Origin of the sequence: Bradyrhizobium sp. INPA03-11B, from assembly GCF_040446015.1 — a bacterium.
In the GTDB taxonomy this organism is placed as follows: domain Bacteria; phylum Pseudomonadota; class Alphaproteobacteria; order Rhizobiales; family Xanthobacteraceae; genus Bradyrhizobium; species Bradyrhizobium macuxiense_A.
In genome coordinates this window covers 1-21,079 of sequence record NZ_JASGSR010000133.1, presented here as the reverse complement: position 1 = coordinate 21,079, position 21,079 = coordinate 1, and the positions used below count along the sequence as shown (strand labels likewise).

The window sequence follows — 21,079 nt, the reverse complement described above, 5'->3', positions numbered from 1 at the left end:
CGCGGCCGCTAACCGCGACAGGCCATTCCTCTCGGAATGCTCCGACGATAACCGATCGCGCTATTACAAGGATGGGTGGAGCGAAGCGATACCCATCACCTCGCCACGCGGCACAATTGATGGGTATCGCTGTGCTCCACCCATCCTACGATTCCAGGTTTCCGATTGCTCGATCCGTGTCCGGGCGTGATCCGCATCACGTCACCAGCGAGGGCGCGCCGTTAGCGTGGCGGCATCGGATCACCCGACCGCCAAGGATCGCCGCCATGAACGCCATCGCTGCACCGAAATCGCCTGCGCAGAACCGGCTCGAAGGCTTTGCGCTCACCGCCATGCTCCAGGGTCTGCCGATCTTCGCCGCCGCCGTGCTGGTGCTGAAGATCATGGACGCCCCGGAAATCGTCGGCGAACGCTATGGCGCCGCGATCTATGTCGTGCTCGCCTCGCTGGTCTACGCCGTGATCACGCCATGGCTCGCCGCAAAATTCCCCAAGCGCTTCGTGCACACCTACGCGCCGATGTTCTTCGACGCCAGTCTCTCGTTCTCGGAGAAGATCGCGCAGTGGCGGAGCCAGCCGACGGTCTCACTGCAGCTCATGACCACGATGATCATGATGTCGCTGCTGGCGGTCGCAGTGGTGAGTGCAGGCTGAGCTTGCTCTTCTGCGCCGATCGGCCTTATCTGCGACCATGCAGATCAGGGACGAACGCCCCGAAGACGCTACCGTGATCGGCGAGATCACGGCCGCCGCCTTCGCCAACGCGCCGCACGCCAGCGGCACCGAAGCCCGCATCGTCGAGGCGCTGCGCCGGGCCGGCGCGCTGACGCTCTACCGCTTCTTCCACCCACCGCGCTTCCCCGGTGCTCCTCCGCTGCTCCGCGGCGAGGGGCCGAACTCCGGGCCAGACTGCCGCGAGTCGGTCGGCTGGATGATGCGGCTCGTGGTGCCGAACGGTTTTGCCGGCAGCGCGCCGCTCGGGCGGAACGGCAGCGATTCCGGGCCGTGCATCTCGTCGAGGTCGGGCTTGTGCACGCGGGAGCCGGACTTGGCGCCGCGGCTTGCCTTGAGCGAGGTTTGCGCCGATTTGTTCTTCAGCGCGCTGACCGGCAGGTTGGCGGCATCGCCGTATTTCCTGGTGCCGGCATAGGCGCCGGCCTGCTTCTGTACATTGCGCTGCTTGGCGGTGGGGTCGTCGACCACGGCCATCTCGGTGGCGCGCAGCCGCTTGACCTCGTCGCGCAGGCGGGCGGCTTCCTCGAAGTTCAGGTCGGCTGCTGCCTCGCGCATCCTGGTTTCGAGGTCGCTCAGCACGGCCTCGAAATTGTGCCCGATCGAGATCACGTCGTCGGCCATGCCGCCGTCGCCGATCTCGACCAGCACGTGGTCGCGTTCGTAGACCGAGTTGAGGATGTCGCCGATCGACTTCTTGACGCTCTCCGGCGTGATGCCGTTGGCCTCGTTGTATTCGACCTGCTTCTCGCGGCGCCGCGTGGTCTCGGCCATCGCGCGCTCCATCGAGCCGGTCATGCCGTCGGCATAGAGGATCACCTTGCCGTCGACATTGCGCGCGGCGCGACCGATGGTCTGGATCAGCGAGGTCTCGCTGCGCAGGAAGCCTTCCTTGTCGGCATCCAAAATCGCGACCAGCGCGCATTCGGGAATATCGAGGCCCTCACGCAAGAGGTTGATGCCGACCAGCGCGTCGAATGCGCCGAGGCGGAGGTCGCGGATGATCTCGATGCGCTCGATCGTGTCGATATCGCTGTGCATGTAGCGGACGCGGATGCCCTGCTCATGCAGATATTCGGTCAGATCCTCCGCCATGCGCTTGGTGAGCACCGTGACCAGTGAGCGATAGCCGGCCGCCGCGGTCGCGCGCACCTCGCCGACGAGATCGTCGACCTGGGTGCGGGCCGGGCGGATATCGACGGGAGGATCAATGAGGCCGGTCGGGCGGATCACCTGCTCGACGAACACACCGCCGCTCTCGTTCAGCTCCCAGCCGCTCGGCGTCGCCGACACCGCGACCGTCTGCGGCCGCATCATGTCCCATTCCTCGAAGCGGAGCGGGCGGTTGTCCATGCAGGAGGGCAGGCGGAAGCCGTATTCGGCGAGTGTCGCCTTGCGGCGGAAGTCGCCGCGGAACATGCCGCCGATCTGCGGCACGGTGACGTGGCTCTCGTCGGCGAACACAAGCGCGTTGTCGGGCACGTATTCGAACAGCGTCGGCGGCGGCTCGCCGGGGCGGCGGCCGGTGAGGTAGCGCGAATAGTTCTCGATGCCGGCGCAACTGCCGGTCGCTTCCATCATCTCGAGGTCGAAGGTGGTGCGCTGCTCGAGCCGCTGCGCTTCCAGCAGCCGGCCCTGGTCGTTGAGCTGGTCGAGCCGGATCTTCAATTCTGATTTGATCGACTTGATCGCCTGCACCAGCGTCGGGCGCGGCGTCACATAGTGCGAGTTGGCGTACATCTTGATGAATTCGAGCTCGTCCTGCTTGTGGCCGGTGAGCGGATCGAACTCCTCGATGGTCTCGATGGTGTCGCCGAACAGGTTCACGCGCCAGGCGCGGTCCTCATAGTGCGCCGGGAAGATGTCGATGACGTCGCCGCGGACGCGGAAGGTGCCGCGGGTGAACTCGGCCTGGGTGCGCTTGTATTGCAGCGCGACCAGGTCGGCGATCAATTGCCGCTGGTCGATGCGCTCGCCCTTCTTCAGCGCGAAGGTCATCGCGGTGTAGGTCTCGACCGAGCCGATACCGTAGATGCAGGATACGGAAGCGACGATGATGACGTCGTCGCGCTCGAGCAGCGCGCGCGTCGCCGAGTGGCGCATGCGGTCGATCTGCTCGTTGATCGAGGAATCCTTCTCGATATAGGTGTCGGTGCGCGGGACGTAGGCTTCCGGCTGGTAGTAGTCGTAATACGAGACGAAATACTCGACCGCGTTGTCGGGGAAGAAGTTCTTGAACTCGCCGTAGAGCTGGGCGGCCAGCGTCTTGTTCGGCGCGAGGATCAGCGCCGGACGCTGCGTCGCCTCGATCACCTTGGCCATGGTGTAGGTCTTGCCCGAGCCGGTGACGCCGAGCAGCACCTGGGTGCGGTCGTTGCGGCCGATGCCTTCGACCAGCTCCGCGATCGCGGTCGGCTGGTCGCCCTTCGGCTCGTAGGAGGACTTGATCTCGAAGCGCACGCCGCCTTCGGATTTCTCTGGGCGCGGCGGCCGGTGCGGAGTCCATACCCGCATCGAGCCGTCATCCTTGCGGAACTCCGGGCGGCCGTCGCGGATCAGGTTTTCCAGCGCGTCGGCGGTCGCCTTGACGCCGAGCGCCTCCATCTTGCTGCGCGGCGGCCGGGCGAGGGCTTCGTCATCATCCTCGGCGGTCGGCAGGCCGAGCTGCCGCGCCAGTTCCGGATCCAGCGTCGGGATGGTGGCCGAGGTGCCGTAATTGGCCTGCGGGGCTTCCTCGAGGCCGGACGCGTCGCGCTTCGCATCACGTTTGGCGACGCCCTCGCTGGTCTCGCGCGTCGACGCCCGCGCGCGATGCGCGGCGGCCTCGCCGCCGGCGCGGCGGTCCCAGGAATTGTCCGGCGGCGGCTGCAGGCCGGTGCCCGAACCCATGCCGGCATCGCCGCGATTGATCGCGGGATTGAGCAATTCAGCCAGCGCCGGGCCGATCGGTTGGACCTCGGGCCTCGACGCCTTAGAACTTGGCGCTTTGGATTTGGGGGTTTTGCCGGGCTTTTTCGGAGTGTTCGGTGTCTTCGCCATGGCCGGAATATGGGACGAGTCCGGCAACGAGAAAAGGGCAAATGCCGCCTTGATCTGAGCGCAGGCGATGCTGCTGACAGCAGGGTGTCAGCAGGCTCGCTGATTGGATCGAGCGATGACGAGGCCGCATCGGAACTCGGCTCCCTCTCCCGCTTGCGGGGGAGGGTTGGGGTGGGGGCTCTCTCCGCGAGTCGTATCGTGGAGAGAGCCCCCACCCGGCGCGCTGCGCGCACCGACCTCCCCCGCAAGCGGGAGAGGTTAGACGGAGAACGTGGCGAGAGTTACGCGCGCGGCAGGTCGACGATGTCGAGATGGATCCCGCCGCAGCCGTCGCAGCGCAGGGTCCAGTATTCGGCGGCGCGGCCGGGAATTACGCGCAGCAGCGAGAGCCGGGCGGCGCATTCCGGGCAGCTGGTTCTGACCTGCGCCGGCCAGACCGGATCCGGCTCGCATTGCGGGACCACGGCGAGCACCACGTTGCCGGTCACACCCACGCTTCGGTTGCCGGCATCGTCATGCCATAGCGCTGTGGGAACCGGTCGATAGTTTGCTTCGCGTCGGCGATCGCCGCATCCGGATCGGACCACGCAAAGCCGATGTCGAGCATCGGAAACGGCATGCCATCGATGACGACCGGCCTTTGATCGACCCGTTGAATCCTGGCGTGCCATTGCCCCTTCCCCACTTCAAACGACTTGATCTCAAAACCGCTGTAGATCATGGCGACCTCGGGCTGCCCTTCTCAAAGGAAGCACGGGCGCGCGGCGCCCTATGTGAACCAGATCACAAGTCGCGCGGTTTATTTCCGCGCTGCAAAGCAGTTCCAGCTTTTTGTTTTGCCGCGGTTTCTTCAGGCGAACCGCGCGAAAACGCTCTAGCTGCGGGCCGCGATATGATCGGCGAGCACGGCCGCGTCGTCGCCGACGCCGGACAGGAACGAGGATTTCATCTTCGACAGCCATTGCAGGCCGAGGAAATAGAGGCCCGGCACCTCGGAGACACCGTGACGGTGCCGCGGTACCCTATTGGTGTCCAGCACCGGTATGTCGATCCAGTCTAGATCGAGGCCGTAGCCAGTGGCCCAGATCACGCTGCCGATCCGCTCGGCGCCGAGGTCGATCGTCTCGAGCGGCGCAGTGAGGCACGGCGGATCGGGCAGGCGGACGCGCGCCAAGGGATCGTGTGGATGATCGAGGCTGCGTGCGGCGATGAAGTCATCGACGATCCCGAGGAAGGTCGCGTAGTAAGCATCGCCATTGGCGATGTTGGCGGCGAGATCGGGCGCGATCGCGAGCACGCCGTTGCGCGCCGCCGCCACGCGGCCGAGCAGCGTCACGCCGTCGGCGGCGAAGCGGCGGAAGTCGATGGTGTGGCCGCCATAGGCGCCCGAGATCACCGGCAGCAGGCGCGACGGGCCGCGCTGCTCGACCGGCGTCTCGTCGACGCCCATCTCGGCCAGCCACCAGAACAGGTCGCGGCCGCGGTAGCGGCGCGGCAGGCGGTTGTGACGTCCGACCGACAGGAAGACATGGCGGCCGGCGCGCATCAGCTCTTCGGTGATCTGCGCGCCCGAGGCGCCGGCGCCGATCAACAGCACCGCGCCGTCAGGCAATTGCGCGGGATTCTTGTAGCCGCTGGCATGAACCTGAAACAGGCCGGAATGCTCGCGCAGCACGTCGGGCTGCAGCGGCCGCTGATAGGGGCCGGTGGCGATCACGACGTTGCGGGAGGCGATGCTGCCGCCGGCGAATTCGGCAAGGAAGCCGCCGACGTCGCGGCGCAGTTTGGTGACCTCGACGCCGCAGCGGATCGGCGGCGCGACGAAGGCGGCGTAGGCCTCGATGAAGGTGATGATGGCAGCGGTGTCCGAGAAGCCGTCGGGATCGCTGTGCGGAAACGCGAACTCCGGCAGCCGCACCGACCAGTTCGGAAACTGGAACATCAATCCGTCCCAGCGTTCGCTGCGCCAGCGCTCGGCGATCCGCCGCCGCTCCAGCACCAGATGGCCGATGCCGCGCTGCTTCAGCCGGTGGCTCATGGTCAGCCCGGCCTGGCCGCCGCCGATCACCAGCGTATCGACCGTCTCGTCAGGCATTGCGCGCTCCCTTGCGGCGAGCGGCCGGTTCGGTCGCGGCGCGGATGATCCAGCGCCGGAACGCGGCGAAATCGCGCTGCTCGGCGTGGAAGCCGCGATAGACCAGATACCAGCGCATGCCCTTCGGCACGCTGAGCGCAAACGGCGCCACCAGCCGGCCGGCGGCGAGATCGTCATCGATATAAGGCCGGATTCCCATCGCGATCCCGAGCCCGTCGCTCGCTGCCTGCAGCGCCTGGCCGTAGAACTGGAATTCCGGCCCGCGCGCGGTCAGGCGCGGCACGCCGGCGGCCTTCAGCCAGGACGGCCAGTCGTCGGGCGAATGCGCGACGCGGATCAGGCTCGGTCCCTTGAGGTCGGCGGGGCGCTTCAAGCCGTTGGCGAGCCGCGCCGTGCACACCGGCATCAGATCGGCGGCGAACAGCGGCTCGGCGACGAGGCCAGGCCATTGGCCATCGCCGAGCTGGATGCCGCAGCTCCAGTCGTCGGCGAACGGCACCGCCATGCCGCCGGTCGTGATCCGCACCTCGATGTCGGGCTCCGCTTTGCGGAACTCGGCGAGGTGCGGGATCATCCATTTCATCGCGAATGTCGGCCCGACACCGACCGTGAGCACCCGCGAACTCGCCGACGCCGTGACCTGCGCAGTGAGGCTCGCCAGCGCGTCGAAGATCGGCGTCAGCCCGCCTTGATAGGCGCGGCCGGCCGGTGTGGTGACAAGACGGTTCGCCTTGCGCTCGAACAGCGCGACGCCGAGCCGCTCTTCCAAAAGGTGCACCATGCGGCTGATCGCGGCGGCCGAGACGTTGAGCTCGCCGCCCGCCGCTGCGAAGCTGCCGGTCCGCGCCGCGGCCTCGAACGCCTTGATGCCGTTGAGAAAGAGCAGCCGCCGCATGAACCCTCAGGAAAACTGATGCAAGGGCAAGATAACTCAGTTTGCGGGCAGAGGCCAAGCAGCGCAAAAATAAGCAGACAATCCCTGCTGACCCGGCGAGCACCCAATGACTGAGACCACGGACGCCCTGGTGCTCGATCTGGTGGAATGGGTCGCCCGCGAGCCGCGGCGCTATGCCGAGGTGCTCGAGGTCTGGCGCACCTCATGCCCGCGGCTGACGATCTGGGAGGACGCGGTCGATCGCGGCTATGTCGCGCGCCGTCCCTCCGTCGAGGGCATGCGGGTGATGGTGACGGAAACCGGCGAGACCTTCTTGCGCGCGCATGGGCGGATGCATTGAGGGTTCGATGGCGCCGCTTTCTTCACCTCTCCCCGTCGGGGAGAGGTCGATTTGCGCAGCAAATCGGGTGAGGGTCTTAGGTCCCACGAGAGAGCGGAACCCCTCACCCGGATCGCATCTGATGATGCGATCCGACCTCTCCCACAAGGGGAGAGGTGGACCGCCGATGCGGCGATAGTTGATCGGGCGATCACGTCAACGCGCAGTCTTACCGAGTCGCGGCCGGATGATCTCGACCATGCGGTCGGCCGAGGTCCCCGGCGGGAAGAAGCCGAGATAGCTACCGTCGCGGTCCATCAGATAGATGTAGGCGGTGTGATCGACGGTGTAGTCGCCGGCGTCCTTCAGCGGCACCCTCGCGTAATAGACCTTGTAGGCATCGGCGACCTGGCGGATCGCATCAGCGCTGCCGGTCAGTCCGATCAGGCGCGGGTGAAACAGCGGCACGTATTCGGCGAGATGGCTAGCCGTGTCGCGCTCGGGGTCGACCGTGATGAAGATCGGCTGCACCTGATCGCCGTCAGGGCCGAGCTTGTCGAGCGCAAGCCCGATTGCCTGAAGATCGGTCGGGCAGACGTCGGGGCAATAGGTGAAGCCGAAATAGACCAGCATCAGCCGGCCGCGGAATTCCTTGTCGGTGCGCGCATGGCCGGCTTGATCGGTCAGCGTGAACGGGCCGCCGACCGGCTCCCTGTTCCACATCAGGATGTCCATGATCTCGGCGGCCGAGCGCGCTGATTGCTGTGGCGCATCGCCGGCCAGCACGGGCGCCAGCGTCAGCCACAGGCCGGCGCCGGCGCACGCGATTGAGCGCAGTCTATTTCGTCTCATATGCCGAAGGAGAGGCGGCTGCCGGTGGTGGTGACCATCACCTTGTCGCCCATCTGCGCGGTCGCCTCCTGCACGAAGTTGAGCCCGGAGCAATGCATCGGGACCACGACGTCGGGATCCAGCTTCTTGATCTCGGCGACGACCTCGGTGAGGTAGTCCTTCGGCGCCGGTCCGAGATGGAAGCCGCCGACGATCGCGTGCACCTTCTGGATGCCCGAGACCTCCTGCGCCTGCTTCACCGAGTTGACGATGCCGACATGGCCGCAGGACGAGATCACGACCAGGCCGAAATCCTTCACATTGAAGCAGGTCGCGTGTTCGTGGATGTGCTCGTCGGGCACGATCTTGCCGTCCATCTCGGCCGGCAGATAGTGGCTGGCGTTGCAGCCGAGCGCGTCCTTGATGCCGAACTCGACCCAGGTCTGCGGCAGCACGCGCTCGATGCTGCGGCGGGTGATCTTGCCGGTCGTGAAGGCGTGGCCCGCGATCACAGTCGGCGTCTCGCACAGCACGGTGGTAACGCGTTGCGCGGTGAGCTGGCGGCGATCCAGCGTGCCGAAATCGGCGAACTGGCCCTTGGTCGGAGTCGCGCTGACACGGTGGCAGAAATTGTCCTCGCCGCCGGCATAGAGCTTCACGTCGGCCGGCAGCTTGTCGCGGAATTTGTCGAGGAAGCCGTTGAGGCCGCCGAAATGATCGTAGTGCCCGTGGCTCACGATCAGGGCGTCGAGCTTCGACGGATCGACGCCGACCAGCGCCATGTTGTTGAGCAGGACGTCCGGAGTATAGCCGTAGTCGAGCATCAGCGTGCGCTGCGCGCCCTTGGCCTCCGACTCCAGCCACAGCGACAGGCCCCATTCATTGTGCAGCGAGCGCTGGTAATCCGCGTTGCGCGACGCCGGAACGATTGAGACGCCGTTGGCCTGTTTCGGCTTGAAGAAGATGTCGAAGCTGGAATCGACCAGCACGCGGATTGAGAGCTTGTCGACGGTCGGCACCTCGATCGGCGCCGCGCTCGCGATCTCGACGCAGGAGAACGCGCCCGCGGCCGCCGCGCCGGCGATCGCCGCCGAGCCCTTCAGGAAATCACGTCGCGCCAAATCCCGTGTCATCATAATCCCCCTTGTTCTGAAAATTTTTCAATTCGAAGCATGCGGAACCTAGGTGCAATCGGTGCGCAGCTCAACCGGGCGCTTGCGTTGTGTGCAGATCACATTCGCGCGCGGTGCAATGCGCGCGCCATTGACTTGGGTGCGGTTATGCGCCCAAGTCAATGCATTCGCATCTTTCTCACCGATGCGTCAGCAATCTCCGGAAATGCAGGATTACGCCCATGATCGATCTCCATTACTGGTCCACGCCGAACGGTCACAAGATCACGATGTTCCTCGAAGAGACCGGATTGGAGTACAAGGTTTTCCCGGTGAACATCGGCAAGGGCGATCAGTTCAAGCCGGACTTCCTGCAGGTCGCGCCGAACAACCGCATTCCGGCCATCGTCGATCACGCCCCGAAGGGCGGCGGCAAGCCGATCTCTTTGTTCGAATCCGGCGCGATCCTGCTTTATCTCGCCGAGAAGACCGGCAAATTCCTGCCCGAGAATCTCTACGGCCGCTATGACGCGATCCAGTGGACGTTCTGGCAGATGGGCGGGCTCGGACCGATGGCCGGGCAGAACCATCACTTCCGCAACTACGCGGTCGAGAAGTTGCCTTACGCGATCGACCGTTACGTCAACGAGACCAACCGGCTCTACGGCGTGCTCAACAAGCGGCTTGCCGACCGCGAATTCATCGCCGGCGACTATTCGATCGCCGACATGGCGAGCTATCCCTGGGTCGTGCCGTACAAGAACCAGGGTCAGGAGATCGACGACTTTCCGCATCTGAAGCGCTGGCTGGAGACCATCGGCAAGCGCCCCGCGACCGAGCGCGCGTATGCCAAGGCCAAGGAGGTCAATCCGAATTTCGGCCAGCCCGCGATCCGCACCGAGGAAGAGCGCAAGCTGCTGTTCGGGCAGACCGCGGCGGTGGTGCGGTAGGGAGAAGGTCTCAGCCAATTCGTCATTCCGGGATGGTGCGTAAGCACCAGACCCGGAATCTCGAGATTCCGGGTTCGATGCTGCGCATCGCCCCGGAATGACGGTGTGGGCACGAGCGCGAGCTACGCCCCCACATATTTCGCCGGCCGCCGCTCCTTCCACGCCGCGAGCCCCTCGGCGAGGTCGCGGCTTGGCACCAGCGCGGCGAACTGCTCGCTCTCGACCAAGAGGCCTTCGGCAATCGGCATGTTGAGCCCGCGCGTCACCGCGGTGATGGTGCCGGCGACGGCGCCGGGCGAATGCCTGGTGATGCGGCCGGCGAGTTCGCGCGTCGCCGTCAGCAGTTGAGCGTGCGGCACGATCTGGTTGATCAACCCGATCTCGCGCGCATGCTCGGGCGGGAACGGATCGCCGGCCAGCAGCAGTTCGAGCCCGCGCTTGCGGCCCGCCAGCCGCGGCAGCCGCTGCGTGCCGCCAAAGGTCGGGGGCATGCCGAGCTTGATCTCGGGCTTTGCGAACAGCGCACGATCGCTGGCGATGGCGAGATGCACGGCCTCGGTGATCTCGCAGCCGCCGCCGAAGGCGAGCCCGTTGACCGCAGCGATGACCGGCTTCTTGAACGCCTCGAGCCGCGCGGTCATGGCTTGTCCCCGGCGGACGAAGTCGCGCACCGCGACAGCCGCGCCCTGTTTGACGCTGTCAGAGAACTCCTTGATGTCGGCCCCTGCCGAGAACGCCCGCTCGCCGGCGCCGGTCAGGATCATCGCGCGCACGCCGGCATCGCCCTCGATGCGGTCGAGCGCCGCCATCAGCTGATCGATCAGCGCGTAGTTCAGCGCGTTGAGCTGCTCGGGACGGTTGAGGGTGATCAGGGCGATCCCGTCCTTGATTTCGAGCAGGATGGGTTCGGGCATGTGCAGTCTCCGGCATTCGTGTGTGTCGGAGTGGAATGTAGGGCGAGCGGCAATTTGTGTATATTCACTGGTTGGTATACATACGACAGATGCCCAGACCCTCCGAGCCCACCCGCGCGCGCATTGTCCAGGCGGCGAGCGCGCTGTTCTACAATGAAGGCATCCGCCGCGTGAGCGTCGACGAGGTCGCCGCCAAAGCCGGCCTCACCAAGCGCACGCTGTATTATCACTTCAAGAGCAAGGACGACCTAGTCGCCGCCTATCTTGCTGCGCGCGACCAGCCCAACCTCGCGCTGTTCAGGACCTGGTTCGCGGAGGCCGACGGCGGCCTGCCGGCGAAGGTCGAGGCGATCTTCAAGAACCTCGCCCGCTCGGCGCGGCACCCGAAGTGGAAGGGCTGCGGCTTCCTGCGCACTTCTGCGGAGCTCGCCAACATGCCCGGGCATCCCGCGATCCGGATCGGCGCCGCGCACAAGAAGAAGTTCGAGGACTGGCTGCGCGCCACCTTCGCGGAGCGGGGCATCGCCGATCCGCTGAAACTTGCGCGGCAGATCCTGCTGCTGCTGGATGGCTCATTCGCCGTCGTGCTGCTGCATCGCGACGCCAGCTACATGGAAACCGCCGGTGAGGCCGCGCGCACGCTGATGGAGACGGCGCTGGCAAAGCCGGGGCGAAAACGGGGGTAGGGCGCGAGTTGCATTCGGGCAACATCGTTCGGAAAGATGGGGCGTTAACCTTCTTTCGCCATTGCGCGACCACGCCTTGAGCAGACAATCCGCATCGTCACATGCTTGCAATCTGGCTCCCGAGGAGCCCGTGGAGGCTGGGATAATGAATTCGCGGCGGGTGCGGGTGGCAGCGTTGAGCGGGACGGTCGTTCTGTCGGGCTGTCTTGTCTCGTGGTATGCGGCGTTCGGTTCGGCTGGCATCGAGAAGATCGGTGCGTCAGTCACCGATGCGTCAGTCACCGGTGCATCAGTCACCGGTGCATCAGTTGATGATTCCCGTGCACCTGAAGTCGTCGCCGATGCCGTATCGGCGACATCACCGGCAACTGCCACGTCGAACGCTGCCGTCGACGGCCCTCATGCACCGACCATGACCGAACAGGAAGCGGCGGCGACCGCCCATGCTGCGCCGACCGTGCACGAGACGGAACCTGTCGTCGAGGCCGCGTTGACCGATCCGGCGCTGCCGCCGGACATTCGACCGCTGCAGGCGCCGGCAGCGAACACGCCGGATCTGGAGCCGCGCGTGGTCAAGCCGGCGGTGGACTCCGTCGAAATCCTCGACGAGTGCTGGGACGTCAACGCCTGCGTCGATCGCTATCTGTGGGCGCTCTATCAAAGGACGCCCAAGGAAGACACCATCAAGGTGCCTGAGCAGAGGCAGGTGACGGTCAAGAGAAAGAAGAAAATGGTGACGGTCACCAGAACCTTCACCAGGCTCGTCGATGAGGATTTCGCGTGGAAGGACACCAAGGCGGCCGAAAGAGCCGGCATGCCGATGATGGACTACGTCATGGGTGGCGTCGATCGGAGCTTCAAGCTGAAGCTCTTTCGTGCGCTTCTCGCGGCGGAACAGGCCGGCCTGTCGCCCGGCATCACCAGTGCCTTCCGCGATGACTACCGCCAGTCGATTGCAAGCGGGCTGAAGGCGGCCAGCAACAAGTCGTATCACGGCGGCAGCTTCCGTGGCGGCTACGGCCATGGGCTCGCGGCCGACATCGTCAGCGTCGACGGCGCGACACGCGACGACCGTTGGAGATCGTCGGAAAGGCTCTGGAAATGGATCGACGCGCACGGCAAGGAGTTTGGCGTCGCGCGCCCCTATCTCGGTTTTGACCCGCCCCATCTGGCGCCGATCGATGGCAAGGAATATGCAGCTCACCGCGGTGGCGACAAAACGCGACAGGCGGCGCTGGACGCGAAGACGCGCAGCCGCCACGCGGCGCGCGATAGTCACGCCGCGGCGAAACGCGCAAAGACCGCGAAGTCATCGAAGGTGCGAACGATCTGAGCGGGCTCGCGATGGTTCGTATGGCGGGTTAGCCCACCGGGGCGGCGTAAAGCGCGGTCCGATGACGGCTCCGGCGTAACCCGCCGGCGTGGTACCGAAGCGCTCGCAATGACGCTTAAAGCGCGCCGCGCTCCTGCAGCAGCGCCAGCACGGCGTTGAGGTCGGGCAGCACGGCCGCGCATTTCGCGCGGGTCTCTTCTGTCGGCGGCGCCATATCGGGGACCATCAACGTGATCGCGCCTGCGGCATGCGCGGCGGCGACGCCGTGGTTGGAATCCTCCACCGCGATGCAGGCTGCCGGCGTCACACCAAGCCGCGCGGCGGCCTTGAGATAGAGCGCCGGGTCCGGCTTGCCATGCGTTACATCGTCGAGAGTCAGCAGCGTGTTGAAGCGGTCGCGGATCCCGGCGAGGGTGAGATGGCGCTCGGCCGTACGGCGCGATGACGAGGTCACGATCGCGGTCAGGCAGTCGGCGGCGGCAAGGCCGTCGAGCAGCTCGATCGTACCGGGCTTGAGCGGCAGGCCGGCGTTGAACATGCGATCGCGGGTAACGATGAAGGCGCGATTGACCTCGGCAAGTGGAAACGTTGTGCCGTAGTGATCGCGCAGCATCGCCTCGCAAACCGGGCCGGGAAGGCCGACCATCGAATGGCACAGCGCGACGACATCGTCGGTGTAGCCGCACGCATTGAGGGCCGCGACCAGGCTTTCGAAGTAGACCTTCTCGGTGTCGAGCAGCGTGCCGTCCATGTCGAGCAGGACAGCGTCGACGGTCCACGGTGCGTTCACTTGTATGTTCACTTGCCGCTCACCGCTGCTTGCTCTTCCGCCAGTTTCCGCAAGCATGCCGGGCAAAGGCAGTCGGCGCTATCGGCTGGCATCGGCAGGCGAAAGCTCTCGTCGGAGCACCAGCACGAACCCGTGAGCGAGCAGGAGAACTCACTGCCGCAGGCCGTGCAGGCGAGCCGGCGCGGTGATGCTTGTTCGGAACGTTCGGTTGACGAGAGGTCCATTTCTAACCGCGATTTAATGCACGAATTAATCTCGGGTTCATCCCGGACCGCGCTATGATGCCGTGTAACAGATATAGCCGGGATAGGCCGTTAAGGGAATTCTGATGGCCCGTGATTCGCAAGCCGCGCTGATTGCGCTCAACCGGTTTGGATTTGGCGCCCGCGGCGGGGCGTCCGGCGACTTCATCAACGCAGCCTCCGATCCTCGCGGTTTCGTGCTGGCGGAACTGGCGCGTCCGAACGGCGCGCTGCTCGAAGTACCGGGCCTGCTCTCGACGCCGGAGCTCGGCAAGCAGGTGTTCGACTATCAGTTCGAGATCCAGCAGGCGCGCAATGCCGCAAAGGCCGCGCAGCAAGGCGCGAGCGAGATGCCGCCGCAGGGGCCGGACGCGAAGCCGCAGCCGCGGCGCAATCTGTCGCTGTCCACGGCCGCCAAGGAGATCGCCGGCAAGGATCCGGCGATGCAGCCACAGGCGGCTGATGCCGCCAATGCGGCGATGACGCCGTCGGCGACGATGCAGCCACAAGCCGGCCCGCCGAAGCCGCCGGCGCAGCCGCTCAACATCATCCAGAAGACGTTCCGCGCCGAGGCGCTGGCGCGGCTGCAACGCGGCGTGGTCGCCGATTGCGGCTTCGTCGAGCGGCTCGTGGTGTTCTGGTCCAACCACTTCTGCATCTCCGCCAACAAGGGCGCGCTCGCGCGGATGTGGGCCGGCTCGTTCGAGCGCGAGGCGATCCGCCCGCACGTGCTCGGCCGTTTCTCAGACATGCTGAAAGCCGTCGAGCAGCATCCGGCGATGCTGTTCTTCCTCGACAACCAGCAATCGCTGGGGCCGGAGTCGCGCGCCGGCATCAACCGCAATCGCGGCCTGAACGAGAACCTCGCGCGCGAGATCATGGAGCTGCATACGCTCGGCGTCGGCGGCGGCTACACCCAGAACGACGTGACGGCGCTGGCGCGCGTCATCACCGGCTGGACCTTCGCCGGCCGCCGTGGCCAGCTCGGCACGCCCGGCAGCTTCGTGTTCAACGCCAATGCGCATCAGCCGGGGCCGCAGCAGGTGCTGGGCAAGACCTATGCGCAGGCCGGCATCGCGCAGGGCGAGGCGGTGCTCTCCGACATCGCACGGCATCCCTCGACCGCGAAGTTCATCGCGACCAAATTCGCCCGTCACTTCGTTGCCGACGATCCGCCGCCGGCGCTGGTGGCGAAGCTGCAGGACAGCTTCACCAGGACGGACGGCGATCTCAGGGCGCTCACCGCCGCGCTCGTTCAGTCGAATGAGGCGTGGCAGGCGCCGCTGACGAAAATGCGCTCGCCTTACGAATTCCTGCTCGCATCGGGCCGGCTGCTGGCGCGCAACCCGGAGGATCCGGGCCGCTATCTCAACGGCCTCAATTTGCTCGGCCAGCCGCTGTGGTCGCCGGCCGGGCCGAACGGTTTCCCGGATACCGCGGCGGCCTGGGCGGCGCCTGAAGGCATCAAGCTCAGGCTCGATATTTCTGCGCAGCTCGCCTCCCAGCTCGCCGACAAGTTCGACCCGCGTGACCTGCTCGAACTGGTTGCCGCGGATGCCGCCGCGCCGGAGACGCGGCGCACCATCGAGCGCGCGGAATCGCGGCAGCAAGCGCTGGCGCTGCTGCTGATGTCGCCGGAATTCCAGAGGAGATGACGATGGATTGCTCCGAGAGCCTGACGATGCAGGCGACGTCGCGGCGCGCGCTGCTGCTCGGCGGCGCCTCCTTTGCGGCCTGGGCCTACTTGCCGAAATTCGCGCGCGCCGCCGATGGCCGCGATCCGCGCTTCGTCACCATCATCCTGCGCGGTGCGCTCGATGGCCTTGCCACTGTCGCGCCGATCGGTGACCCCGATTATGCTGGCCTGCACGGCGCGATCGCGCTCCGCTCCGATGGTCCGAACGCGGCCGTGATGCTCGATCAGTTCTTCGGCCTGCATCCGGCGATGCCGGAATTCGCGCGGATGTACCGCGCCAAGCAGGCCGCGGTGGTGCATGCGGTGGCGACCTCCTATCGCGACCGCTCGCATTTCGATGGCCAGGATGTGCTGGAGAGCGGCTTCCCCGGCCCCGGCCGCGTACAGTCCGGCTGGCTCAACCGTGCGCTCGAAGCATTGCCGAAGGGCGAGCGGGTGACGAGCGCGCTCGCGGTCGGCCCGACCACGCCGCTGGTGTTGCGTGGCGCAGCGCCAACCGTCGGCTGGGCGCCGACCGCGCTGCCGCAGGCCGCCGACGACACCGCGATGCGGCTGCTCGATCTCTATCAGCATCGCGATCCGACGCTGGCGAGTGCGCTGACGCAAGGCTTGCAGCTCGAGAAGCAGGCGCAGGGCGATGAGATGAAGCCGAAGCCCGGTGGCGGTGGCGTGGCGGCGATGCGCCTCGTGGCGCGCGGCGCCGCCAAGTTGATGGCGGCCGATGACGGCCCGCGGATCGGCGCACTCGCCTTCGACGGCTGGGATACGCATGCCAATGAAGGCGGTCCGGTCGGCCGCCTCGCGCAGTTGCTCGGCGGTCTCGACGGCGCGCTGGCCGAATTCCAGAGCGGCCTCGGCGCGCGCTGGCGCGACACCGTGATCGTGGTCGCCACCGAATTCGGCCGCACCGCGCGGATCAACGGCACCGAGGGCACCGACCACGGCACCGGCACCATCGCGCTGCTCGCCGGCGGTGCTGTCAATGGCGGCCGGATGATTACCGACTGGCCGGGCCTCAAGCCGGCCAATCTCTACCAGGCCCGCGACCTCGCCCCGACCACTGACCTCCGCGCAGTGATCAAGGGCGTGCTGCACGATCAGTTCGGCCTCGGCGAGCGTGTGCTGGCGGATACGGTGTTTCCAGACAGCGCGCCGGCGAAGCCGATGAAGGGGCTGGTGGTGTAAGCGCCAACCCCAATCACTGCGTCGTCCCGGCCAAGCGAAGCGCGAGCCGGGACCCATAACCACCGTTGGTGTTGTTGGGGCACGCTGTGGCTCCAGCCCGGCATAACCACAGGCATTTGTGGTTATGGGTCCCTGCTTTCGCAGGGACGACGGCAAGAGTTACTTCGTAATCCGATCGATCTCCGCCATCTCCTCCGCGGACAGCTTCCAGCTGATCGCCTTGACGTTCTGCTCGATCTGCTCGGGGCGCGTCGCGCCGGCGATGACGCTTGCGACTTGCGGGCGGGCGGCGAGCCAGGAGAAGGCGAGCTCGAGCATGGTGTGGCCGCGCTCGCTCGCGAAGGCCTGCAGCTTCTCGACGATGTCCTCGTTACGCGGCGTGACGTAGCGATCCTTCAGTGCCGGCGCCTTGGCGAAGCGGGTGTCGGCGGGCGCGGCCGCGCCGCGCTGGTACTTGCCGGTCAAGAGACCGCTGGCGAGCGGGAAGAACGGCAGCAGGCCGAGATTGTATTGCTGCGCCGCCGGCAGCAGGTCCTTCTCGATGCCGCGCACCACGAGGCTGTATTCGTCCTGGCACGACACGAAGCGATTCACGTTCAGCTCGCGCGCGACGTATTCGGCTTCCGCGATCCGCCATGCCGGGAAGTTGGAGTTGCCGATGTAGCGCACCTTGCCCTGGCGCACGAGATCGTCGAGCGCGCGCAGCGTCTCGTCGATCGGCGTCAAGGGATCGTAATCGTGCTGCTGGTAGAGATCGATGTAGTCGGTCTTCAGGCGGGTGAGGCTCGCCTCTACCGCGGACATGATGTAGCGCCGCGAGGCGCCTTGCTTGGTGCCGTCGGTTGCCATCGGCTTGGAGAATTTGGTGGCGAGCACAATGTCCTTGCGGCGATCGCCGAGCACGGTGCCGAGCACGGTCTCCGAGCCGCCCATGCCCGCATAGATGTCGGCGGTGTCGAACAGGGTGATGCCGAGATCGATCGCCTTGTGGATCACCTTGCGCGAGGTTTCGAGGTCAGTGCGCTGGCCGAAATTGTTGCAGCCGATGCCGACCGCGGACACGCGCAGGCCGGAGCCGCCGAGATTACGAATTTCCATGAGACAATCCTGTGGGATAGGCGAGGGAGTGCGCGGATTGTGACGCGCACGGCGCAGGCCGGCAAGGTGCCGCCCTACCGCCGGTCACGCATGGCAATGTCGCAAAAAAAAATGCAGTGCCACAAAACATGCGGCGTCGCAAAGCACGCGGTGCCACAAAAAAAGCGGTCCCGGTCAGACGCGGCGACTGACGGGGACCGCTCGGGGCGAAGATCTGAGACGGGGGGCCTGATCTTACGCGAGCGGAAGCGTAGCCGGGCTTTGTAACGTGCCGGTGACACCTCTGTGCAATCCACAGGGTGCGAATGCGCGCTCAGAGAATCTTGCGATAGATGACGAAGCCGGGCTTGTCCGCGACCTTGTCATAAAGCTGCATTGCGGTGTGGTTGGTCTCATGTGTCTGCCAGTAGACGCGCGGCGATCCCGCGAGCCTGGCCTGCGTGTAGACGCCGTTGATCAAGGCGCGACCGACGCCCTTGCCGCGCGCCGCCTTGCTGGTGAAGAGATCTTGCAAATAGCAGGTCGGCGCGATCGCGGTGGTCGAGCGGTGAAACAGATAATGCGTCAGTCCGAGCAGTGTGCCACCGGCGTCGGCGACCAGCGCATACATCGGTTCATAGGCGTCGAAGAAGCGCTCCCACGTCATCGCGGTGATCTCGGGCGCGAGCGCGGTCGGTCCGGACCGTTCGTAGAAGGCGTTGTAGCCGTCCCACAGCGGAAGCCACTGGGCGTAATCGTCGCGCGTGACGAAGCGGATGGTGACGTCGTTGGACATGAGTGATCCCTGGATGATCCCGCGTGATGCGATGTCTGCGCATCGCTCGCAAGATTCTAGAGCATGATCCGGAAAAGTGTGAAGCGGTTTTCCGAAGAGATCATACTCAAAAGTGGCGTCGCGACCTCGTGGGATCAATTGCGGCGCGGTCGCGGCTCACTCGGCGGCGCGCATCAGCCGCGCCAGATGGCGTTCGCGCCCGGCGCGCTGCGCCCGGTATTCGTCGGCGCGGGCGGGATCGTCGGTGTGCCGCACGAGGTCGGTGACCGGCGTATAGCTCAGCATGCGGCCGCCGTCGGGCAGCGCCGTGCAACTGAAACGCAGCACCTGGCCGTCGGCGAGATTGAGGTTGATCGGCGTGGAATCGCCTGCGCGCATCATCTCGATGCGCTTGGTGACGAACGCGCTCATCTCGTCTTCCGGCAGCTCGTAGGCGCCGGTGTCGCGGCCGTGATACATCAGCGCGACGAAGGGCGGATTGCTGTCGGCCTGTGCGTCGGACAGCGCGAAATAGTCGCGGAAGGCACGGTTGATGAATTCGGCGCGGGTGTCGGCGTCGAGCAGCACGATGCCGATATCGACCTGGTCGAGCGCGGCGGCAAGCCGCTCCGAGGTGGCGTGATGCTGCTGGTCCGCGGCAAAGGCATCGATCCATTTCTGCCGCAGCATTCCGGTAATCAAGGCCGTGCCGGCCGCGGTCGCGGCCAACAGCAGCATCCGCGCGAGGTCGGCTGTGTCATAGCCGGGCAGCGCGCGGTGATCGAGAAAGAACAGCGCCGAGGCGGCCACCGCGATCGCGGCGGAGATCAGCCCGGAGGTAATGCCGCTGATCGAGCTCGCCAGCGCCACGATGCAGACGAACAGCGGCGCCGGATTGGGGACGGTGACCACCAGGCGATCGATCAGGAAGGCGGCAAGCGCGATGATCGCCGTCAGCGCAGGACCTGAAATTGCACGCCAGTCGAACCGCATGCGCGTTCTCGCTATGTGTCGAACAAACGATAAAGCAGCAGTTTGACGACAGAGCCGCAACGGCGCCGGGATTTCCGCCCCGACCGTTAAGCGGCGCTTGCCCGGTCCGAACCAGCTTTCGCTGCTTTCAAATCAAATGATATGGAGATCGGCATGGAACCCGCTTCCGCGCCCGCGGGTTACCGCGTGCTTTGCTTGCAAGAGGACATCGATGCCCGCCATTTCGCCGTCGCTACTGCCGATCCTGATGCTGTTTGCCTCGAACGTCTTCATGACCTTCGCCTGGTACGGCCACCTCAAGTTCAAGGATCATTCGCTCCCCATCGTCATCATGGTGAGCTGGGGCATCGCGTTCTTCGAATACTGGCTGGCGGTGCCGGCCAATCGCTGGGGCAGCGAGGTCTACAGCGCGGCGCAGCTCAAGACGATGCAGGAGGTGATCACGCTGGTCGTGTTCGCAGCCTTCTCGGTGTTGTATCTGAAGGAGCCGCTGGGCTGGAATCACGCGCTCGGTTTCGCCTTCATCGCCGCCGGCGCGTTCTTCATCTTCCATAAGTGGAGCTAGCGCCGAAACGCCCTAATGGCGCGGCGCCTGCTTGGCGGCAGGCGCGGTGACGTGCGGAGGATGCGCGCGGTCCTCGCCCTGCGTACCGGTCACGATCAGGAGCGATGCCGCCAGCAGGATCGCCGCCGACAGCGTCACGGTCACCAGTCCGACGGGGGTCTTCATCATGTCGCGCCGCTGTCTCTCCCGCGCCTTGCCGCGGATAAGGTGCCAAAACGAACTTGCTGGATTACGCCGGGATCGATGTCGCCATGCTGATGTTGCTCGACAGCACCGTCACGGCCACGACCAGGCACAGCGTCAGCGCGCCAAGCGCGAGCGACGCGGCGATCGCGTTGGTCAGCCGGGATGATGCCACCGGGGCAGGGCGGCCATGGAAGCCTGCCGTGCCGGACCACCGTTTCATGGTCTAAATCCCTCAGGCCGCGAGCGAATCACTCGCGACATCCGAGCGAATCTGCCCACCGTCACCGGCAACATTGCGGCGGCGAGGCCCCCTGAAAACGGCGAAAATGCGGCCCACGCAGAGGTTTTGCCCGTTATTTGGGCAGTTTCCCCGCTATTCCCTCAATTCAGACCCGTCGTTCAAACGCCTGCCACGAGGCGGGCCTGAGGCTCGGCTTCGGGACCCGGCTGCCAATCCATCGAGACAAATCCGGGGGTCTGCTCGACCCGTTTCAGCCAGGCCCGGATCGACGGAAAGGTCGTCAGGTCGAAGTCGCAGCGGTCGGCGACGTGGGTGTAGCCATAGAGGGCGATGTCGGCGACGGTGAACTGCTCGGCTGCGAAAAACGTGTGGTTCTTGAGGTGATTTTCCATCACCTGCAGCGCCGCATAACCGCGCTCCATCC

General features: G+C 65.7%; 25 protein-coding genes. 9 read left to right on the top strand and 16 right to left on the bottom strand.

The window, feature by feature from the left end:
• Nucleotides 1-266 precede the first annotated feature (266 nt).
• Complete coding sequence (locus tag QMZ05_RS34755) at nucleotides 267-653, top strand: hypothetical protein (protein ID WP_353704846.1); 387 nt, start codon at nucleotides 267-269, stop codon at nucleotides 651-653.
• Between the two features lie 177 nt (nucleotides 654-830).
• Here the strand turns inward: QMZ05_RS34755 and uvrB are convergent, their stop codons facing one another.
• Complete coding sequence (uvrB, locus tag QMZ05_RS34750; RefSeq protein WP_353704845.1) at nucleotides 831-3,620, bottom strand: excinuclease ABC subunit UvrB; 2,790 nt, start codon at nucleotides 3,618-3,620, stop codon at nucleotides 831-833.
• On the opposite strand from uvrB, the gene QMZ05_RS34745 reads away from it, so the two are divergent.
• Nucleotides 3,619-3,828 (top strand): hypothetical protein, encoded by a 210-nt coding sequence (locus tag QMZ05_RS34745; protein WP_353704844.1) that lies wholly within the window; start codon nucleotides 3,619-3,621, stop codon nucleotides 3,826-3,828. The genes uvrB and QMZ05_RS34745 overlap by 2 nt on opposite strands.
• A gap of 223 nt (nucleotides 3,829-4,051) precedes the next feature.
• Here QMZ05_RS34745 and QMZ05_RS34740 read toward each other — a convergent pair whose 3' ends face one another.
• From QMZ05_RS34740 to QMZ05_RS34725, 4 genes are all read right to left on the bottom strand, one after another.
• The gene (locus QMZ05_RS34740) at nucleotides 4,052-4,243 is read right to left on the bottom strand and encodes a hypothetical protein (RefSeq protein WP_168471121.1); all 192 of its coding nucleotides are present in this window, start codon (nucleotides 4,241-4,243) and stop codon (nucleotides 4,052-4,054) included.
• A gap of 11 nt (nucleotides 4,244-4,254) precedes the next feature.
• Complete coding sequence (locus tag QMZ05_RS34735) at nucleotides 4,255-4,491, bottom strand: hypothetical protein (protein WP_353704843.1); 237 nt, start codon at nucleotides 4,489-4,491, stop codon at nucleotides 4,255-4,257.
• Between the two features lie 153 nt (nucleotides 4,492-4,644).
• Nucleotides 4,645-5,865, bottom strand: a complete 1,221-nt coding sequence (locus QMZ05_RS34730; RefSeq protein ID WP_353704842.1) for an NAD(P)-binding domain-containing protein — start codon at nucleotides 5,863-5,865, stop codon at nucleotides 4,645-4,647.
• The gene (locus tag QMZ05_RS34725) at nucleotides 5,858-6,760 is read right to left on the bottom strand and encodes a LysR substrate-binding domain-containing protein (protein ID WP_353704841.1); all 903 of its coding nucleotides are present in this window, start codon (nucleotides 6,758-6,760) and stop codon (nucleotides 5,858-5,860) included. Before QMZ05_RS34725 ends, QMZ05_RS34730 begins: the two co-directional genes overlap by 8 nt.
• 106 nt (nucleotides 6,761-6,866) lie before the next feature.
• On the opposite strand from QMZ05_RS34725, the gene QMZ05_RS34720 reads away from it, so the two are divergent.
• Nucleotides 6,867-7,100: a hypothetical protein gene (locus QMZ05_RS34720; RefSeq protein ID WP_074130215.1), complete on the top strand. Its 234-nt coding sequence runs from the start codon at nucleotides 6,867-6,869 to the stop codon at nucleotides 7,098-7,100.
• 195 nt (nucleotides 7,101-7,295) lie between these two features.
• Here the strand turns inward: QMZ05_RS34720 and QMZ05_RS34715 are convergent, their stop codons facing one another.
• Nucleotides 7,296-7,931 (bottom strand): SCO family protein, encoded by a 636-nt coding sequence (locus tag QMZ05_RS34715; RefSeq protein ID WP_353704840.1) that lies wholly within the window; start codon nucleotides 7,929-7,931, stop codon nucleotides 7,296-7,298.
• Nucleotides 7,928-9,043: an MBL fold metallo-hydrolase gene (locus tag QMZ05_RS34710; protein WP_353704839.1), complete on the bottom strand. Its 1,116-nt coding sequence runs from the start codon at nucleotides 9,041-9,043 to the stop codon at nucleotides 7,928-7,930. The genes QMZ05_RS34715 and QMZ05_RS34710 overlap by 4 nt, the downstream gene beginning before the upstream one ends.
• A gap of 221 nt (nucleotides 9,044-9,264) precedes the next feature.
• On the opposite strand from QMZ05_RS34710, the gene QMZ05_RS34705 reads away from it, so the two are divergent.
• On the top strand, nucleotides 9,265-9,972 hold the full coding sequence (locus tag QMZ05_RS34705; RefSeq protein WP_353704838.1) for a glutathione S-transferase N-terminal domain-containing protein: 708 nt from the start codon (nucleotides 9,265-9,267) through the stop codon (nucleotides 9,970-9,972).
• A 122-nt stretch (nucleotides 9,973-10,094) separates the two neighbouring features.
• Here QMZ05_RS34705 and QMZ05_RS34700 read toward each other — a convergent pair whose 3' ends face one another.
• Nucleotides 10,095-10,886, bottom strand: coding sequence for a crotonase/enoyl-CoA hydratase family protein (locus QMZ05_RS34700; protein WP_353704837.1), 792 nt, complete (start codon nucleotides 10,884-10,886; stop codon nucleotides 10,095-10,097).
• 89 nt (nucleotides 10,887-10,975) lie between these two features.
• On the opposite strand from QMZ05_RS34700, the gene QMZ05_RS34695 reads away from it, so the two are divergent.
• Together QMZ05_RS34695 and QMZ05_RS34690 are read left to right on the top strand one after the other, a co-directional pair.
• Nucleotides 10,976-11,572 carry a TetR/AcrR family transcriptional regulator gene (locus tag QMZ05_RS34695; RefSeq protein ID WP_353704836.1) on the top strand — a complete coding sequence of 199 codons (597 nt, stop codon included), beginning with the start codon at nucleotides 10,976-10,978 and terminating at the stop codon, nucleotides 11,570-11,572.
• A gap of 61 nt (nucleotides 11,573-11,633) precedes the next feature.
• Complete coding sequence (locus tag QMZ05_RS34690; RefSeq protein WP_353704835.1) at nucleotides 11,634-12,905, top strand: peptidase M15; 1,272 nt, start codon at nucleotides 11,634-11,636, stop codon at nucleotides 12,903-12,905.
• Nucleotides 12,906-13,020: 115 nt separating this feature from the next.
• Here the strand turns inward: QMZ05_RS34690 and QMZ05_RS34685 are convergent, their stop codons facing one another.
• Both QMZ05_RS34685 and QMZ05_RS34680 read right to left on the bottom strand, forming a co-directional pair.
• Nucleotides 13,021-13,695: an HAD family phosphatase gene (locus QMZ05_RS34685; RefSeq protein ID WP_353704847.1), complete on the bottom strand. Its 675-nt coding sequence runs from the start codon at nucleotides 13,693-13,695 to the stop codon at nucleotides 13,021-13,023.
• Nucleotides 13,696-13,703: 8 nt separating this feature from the next.
• Nucleotides 13,704-13,919, bottom strand: coding sequence for a cysteine-rich CWC family protein (locus QMZ05_RS34680; protein WP_353704834.1), 216 nt, complete (start codon nucleotides 13,917-13,919; stop codon nucleotides 13,704-13,706).
• Nucleotides 13,920-14,023: 104 nt separating this feature from the next.
• On the opposite strand from QMZ05_RS34680, the gene QMZ05_RS34675 reads away from it, so the two are divergent.
• Entirely contained in the window at nucleotides 14,024-15,592 is a 1,569-nt protein-coding gene (locus QMZ05_RS34675) for a DUF1800 family protein (protein WP_353704833.1), read from the top strand.
• Nucleotides 15,589-16,818: a DUF1501 domain-containing protein gene (locus QMZ05_RS34670; RefSeq protein ID WP_353704832.1), complete on the top strand. Its 1,230-nt coding sequence runs from the start codon at nucleotides 15,589-15,591 to the stop codon at nucleotides 16,816-16,818. Before QMZ05_RS34675 ends, QMZ05_RS34670 begins: the two co-directional genes overlap by 4 nt.
• Nucleotides 16,819-16,977: 159 nt before the next feature.
• Here QMZ05_RS34670 and QMZ05_RS34665 read toward each other — a convergent pair whose 3' ends face one another.
• From QMZ05_RS34665 to QMZ05_RS34655, 3 genes are all read right to left on the bottom strand, one after another.
• Nucleotides 16,978-17,916 carry an aldo/keto reductase gene (locus tag QMZ05_RS34665; protein ID WP_353704831.1) on the bottom strand — a complete coding sequence of 313 codons (939 nt, stop codon included), beginning with the start codon at nucleotides 17,914-17,916 and terminating at the stop codon, nucleotides 16,978-16,980.
• A 313-nt stretch (nucleotides 17,917-18,229) separates the two neighbouring features.
• Nucleotides 18,230-18,691 carry a GNAT family N-acetyltransferase gene (locus tag QMZ05_RS34660; RefSeq protein WP_353704830.1) on the bottom strand — a complete coding sequence of 154 codons (462 nt, stop codon included), beginning with the start codon at nucleotides 18,689-18,691 and terminating at the stop codon, nucleotides 18,230-18,232.
• A 156-nt stretch (nucleotides 18,692-18,847) separates the two neighbouring features.
• Nucleotides 18,848-19,663 carry a PAS-domain containing protein gene (locus tag QMZ05_RS34655; protein ID WP_353704829.1) on the bottom strand — a complete coding sequence of 272 codons (816 nt, stop codon included), beginning with the start codon at nucleotides 19,661-19,663 and terminating at the stop codon, nucleotides 18,848-18,850.
• Between the two features lie 211 nt (nucleotides 19,664-19,874).
• Between QMZ05_RS34655 and QMZ05_RS34650 the strand changes: the two genes are divergently transcribed.
• Entirely contained in the window at nucleotides 19,875-20,228 is a 354-nt protein-coding gene (locus QMZ05_RS34650; RefSeq protein WP_074128544.1) for a DMT family protein, read from the top strand.
• A 12-nt stretch (nucleotides 20,229-20,240) separates the two neighbouring features.
• Here QMZ05_RS34650 and QMZ05_RS34645 read toward each other — a convergent pair whose 3' ends face one another.
• From QMZ05_RS34645 to QMZ05_RS34635, 3 genes are all read right to left on the bottom strand, one after another.
• Nucleotides 20,241-20,396, bottom strand: coding sequence for a hypothetical protein (locus QMZ05_RS34645; protein WP_353704828.1), 156 nt, complete (start codon nucleotides 20,394-20,396; stop codon nucleotides 20,241-20,243).
• Nucleotides 20,397-20,457: 61 nt separating this feature from the next.
• The gene (locus QMZ05_RS34640; protein ID WP_167351873.1) at nucleotides 20,458-20,634 is read right to left on the bottom strand and encodes a hypothetical protein; all 177 of its coding nucleotides are present in this window, start codon (nucleotides 20,632-20,634) and stop codon (nucleotides 20,458-20,460) included.
• A gap of 179 nt (nucleotides 20,635-20,813) precedes the next feature.
• On the bottom strand, nucleotides 20,814-21,079 hold a 266-nt coding region (locus QMZ05_RS34635; RefSeq protein ID WP_353704827.1), incomplete at its 5' end, for a glutathione binding-like protein.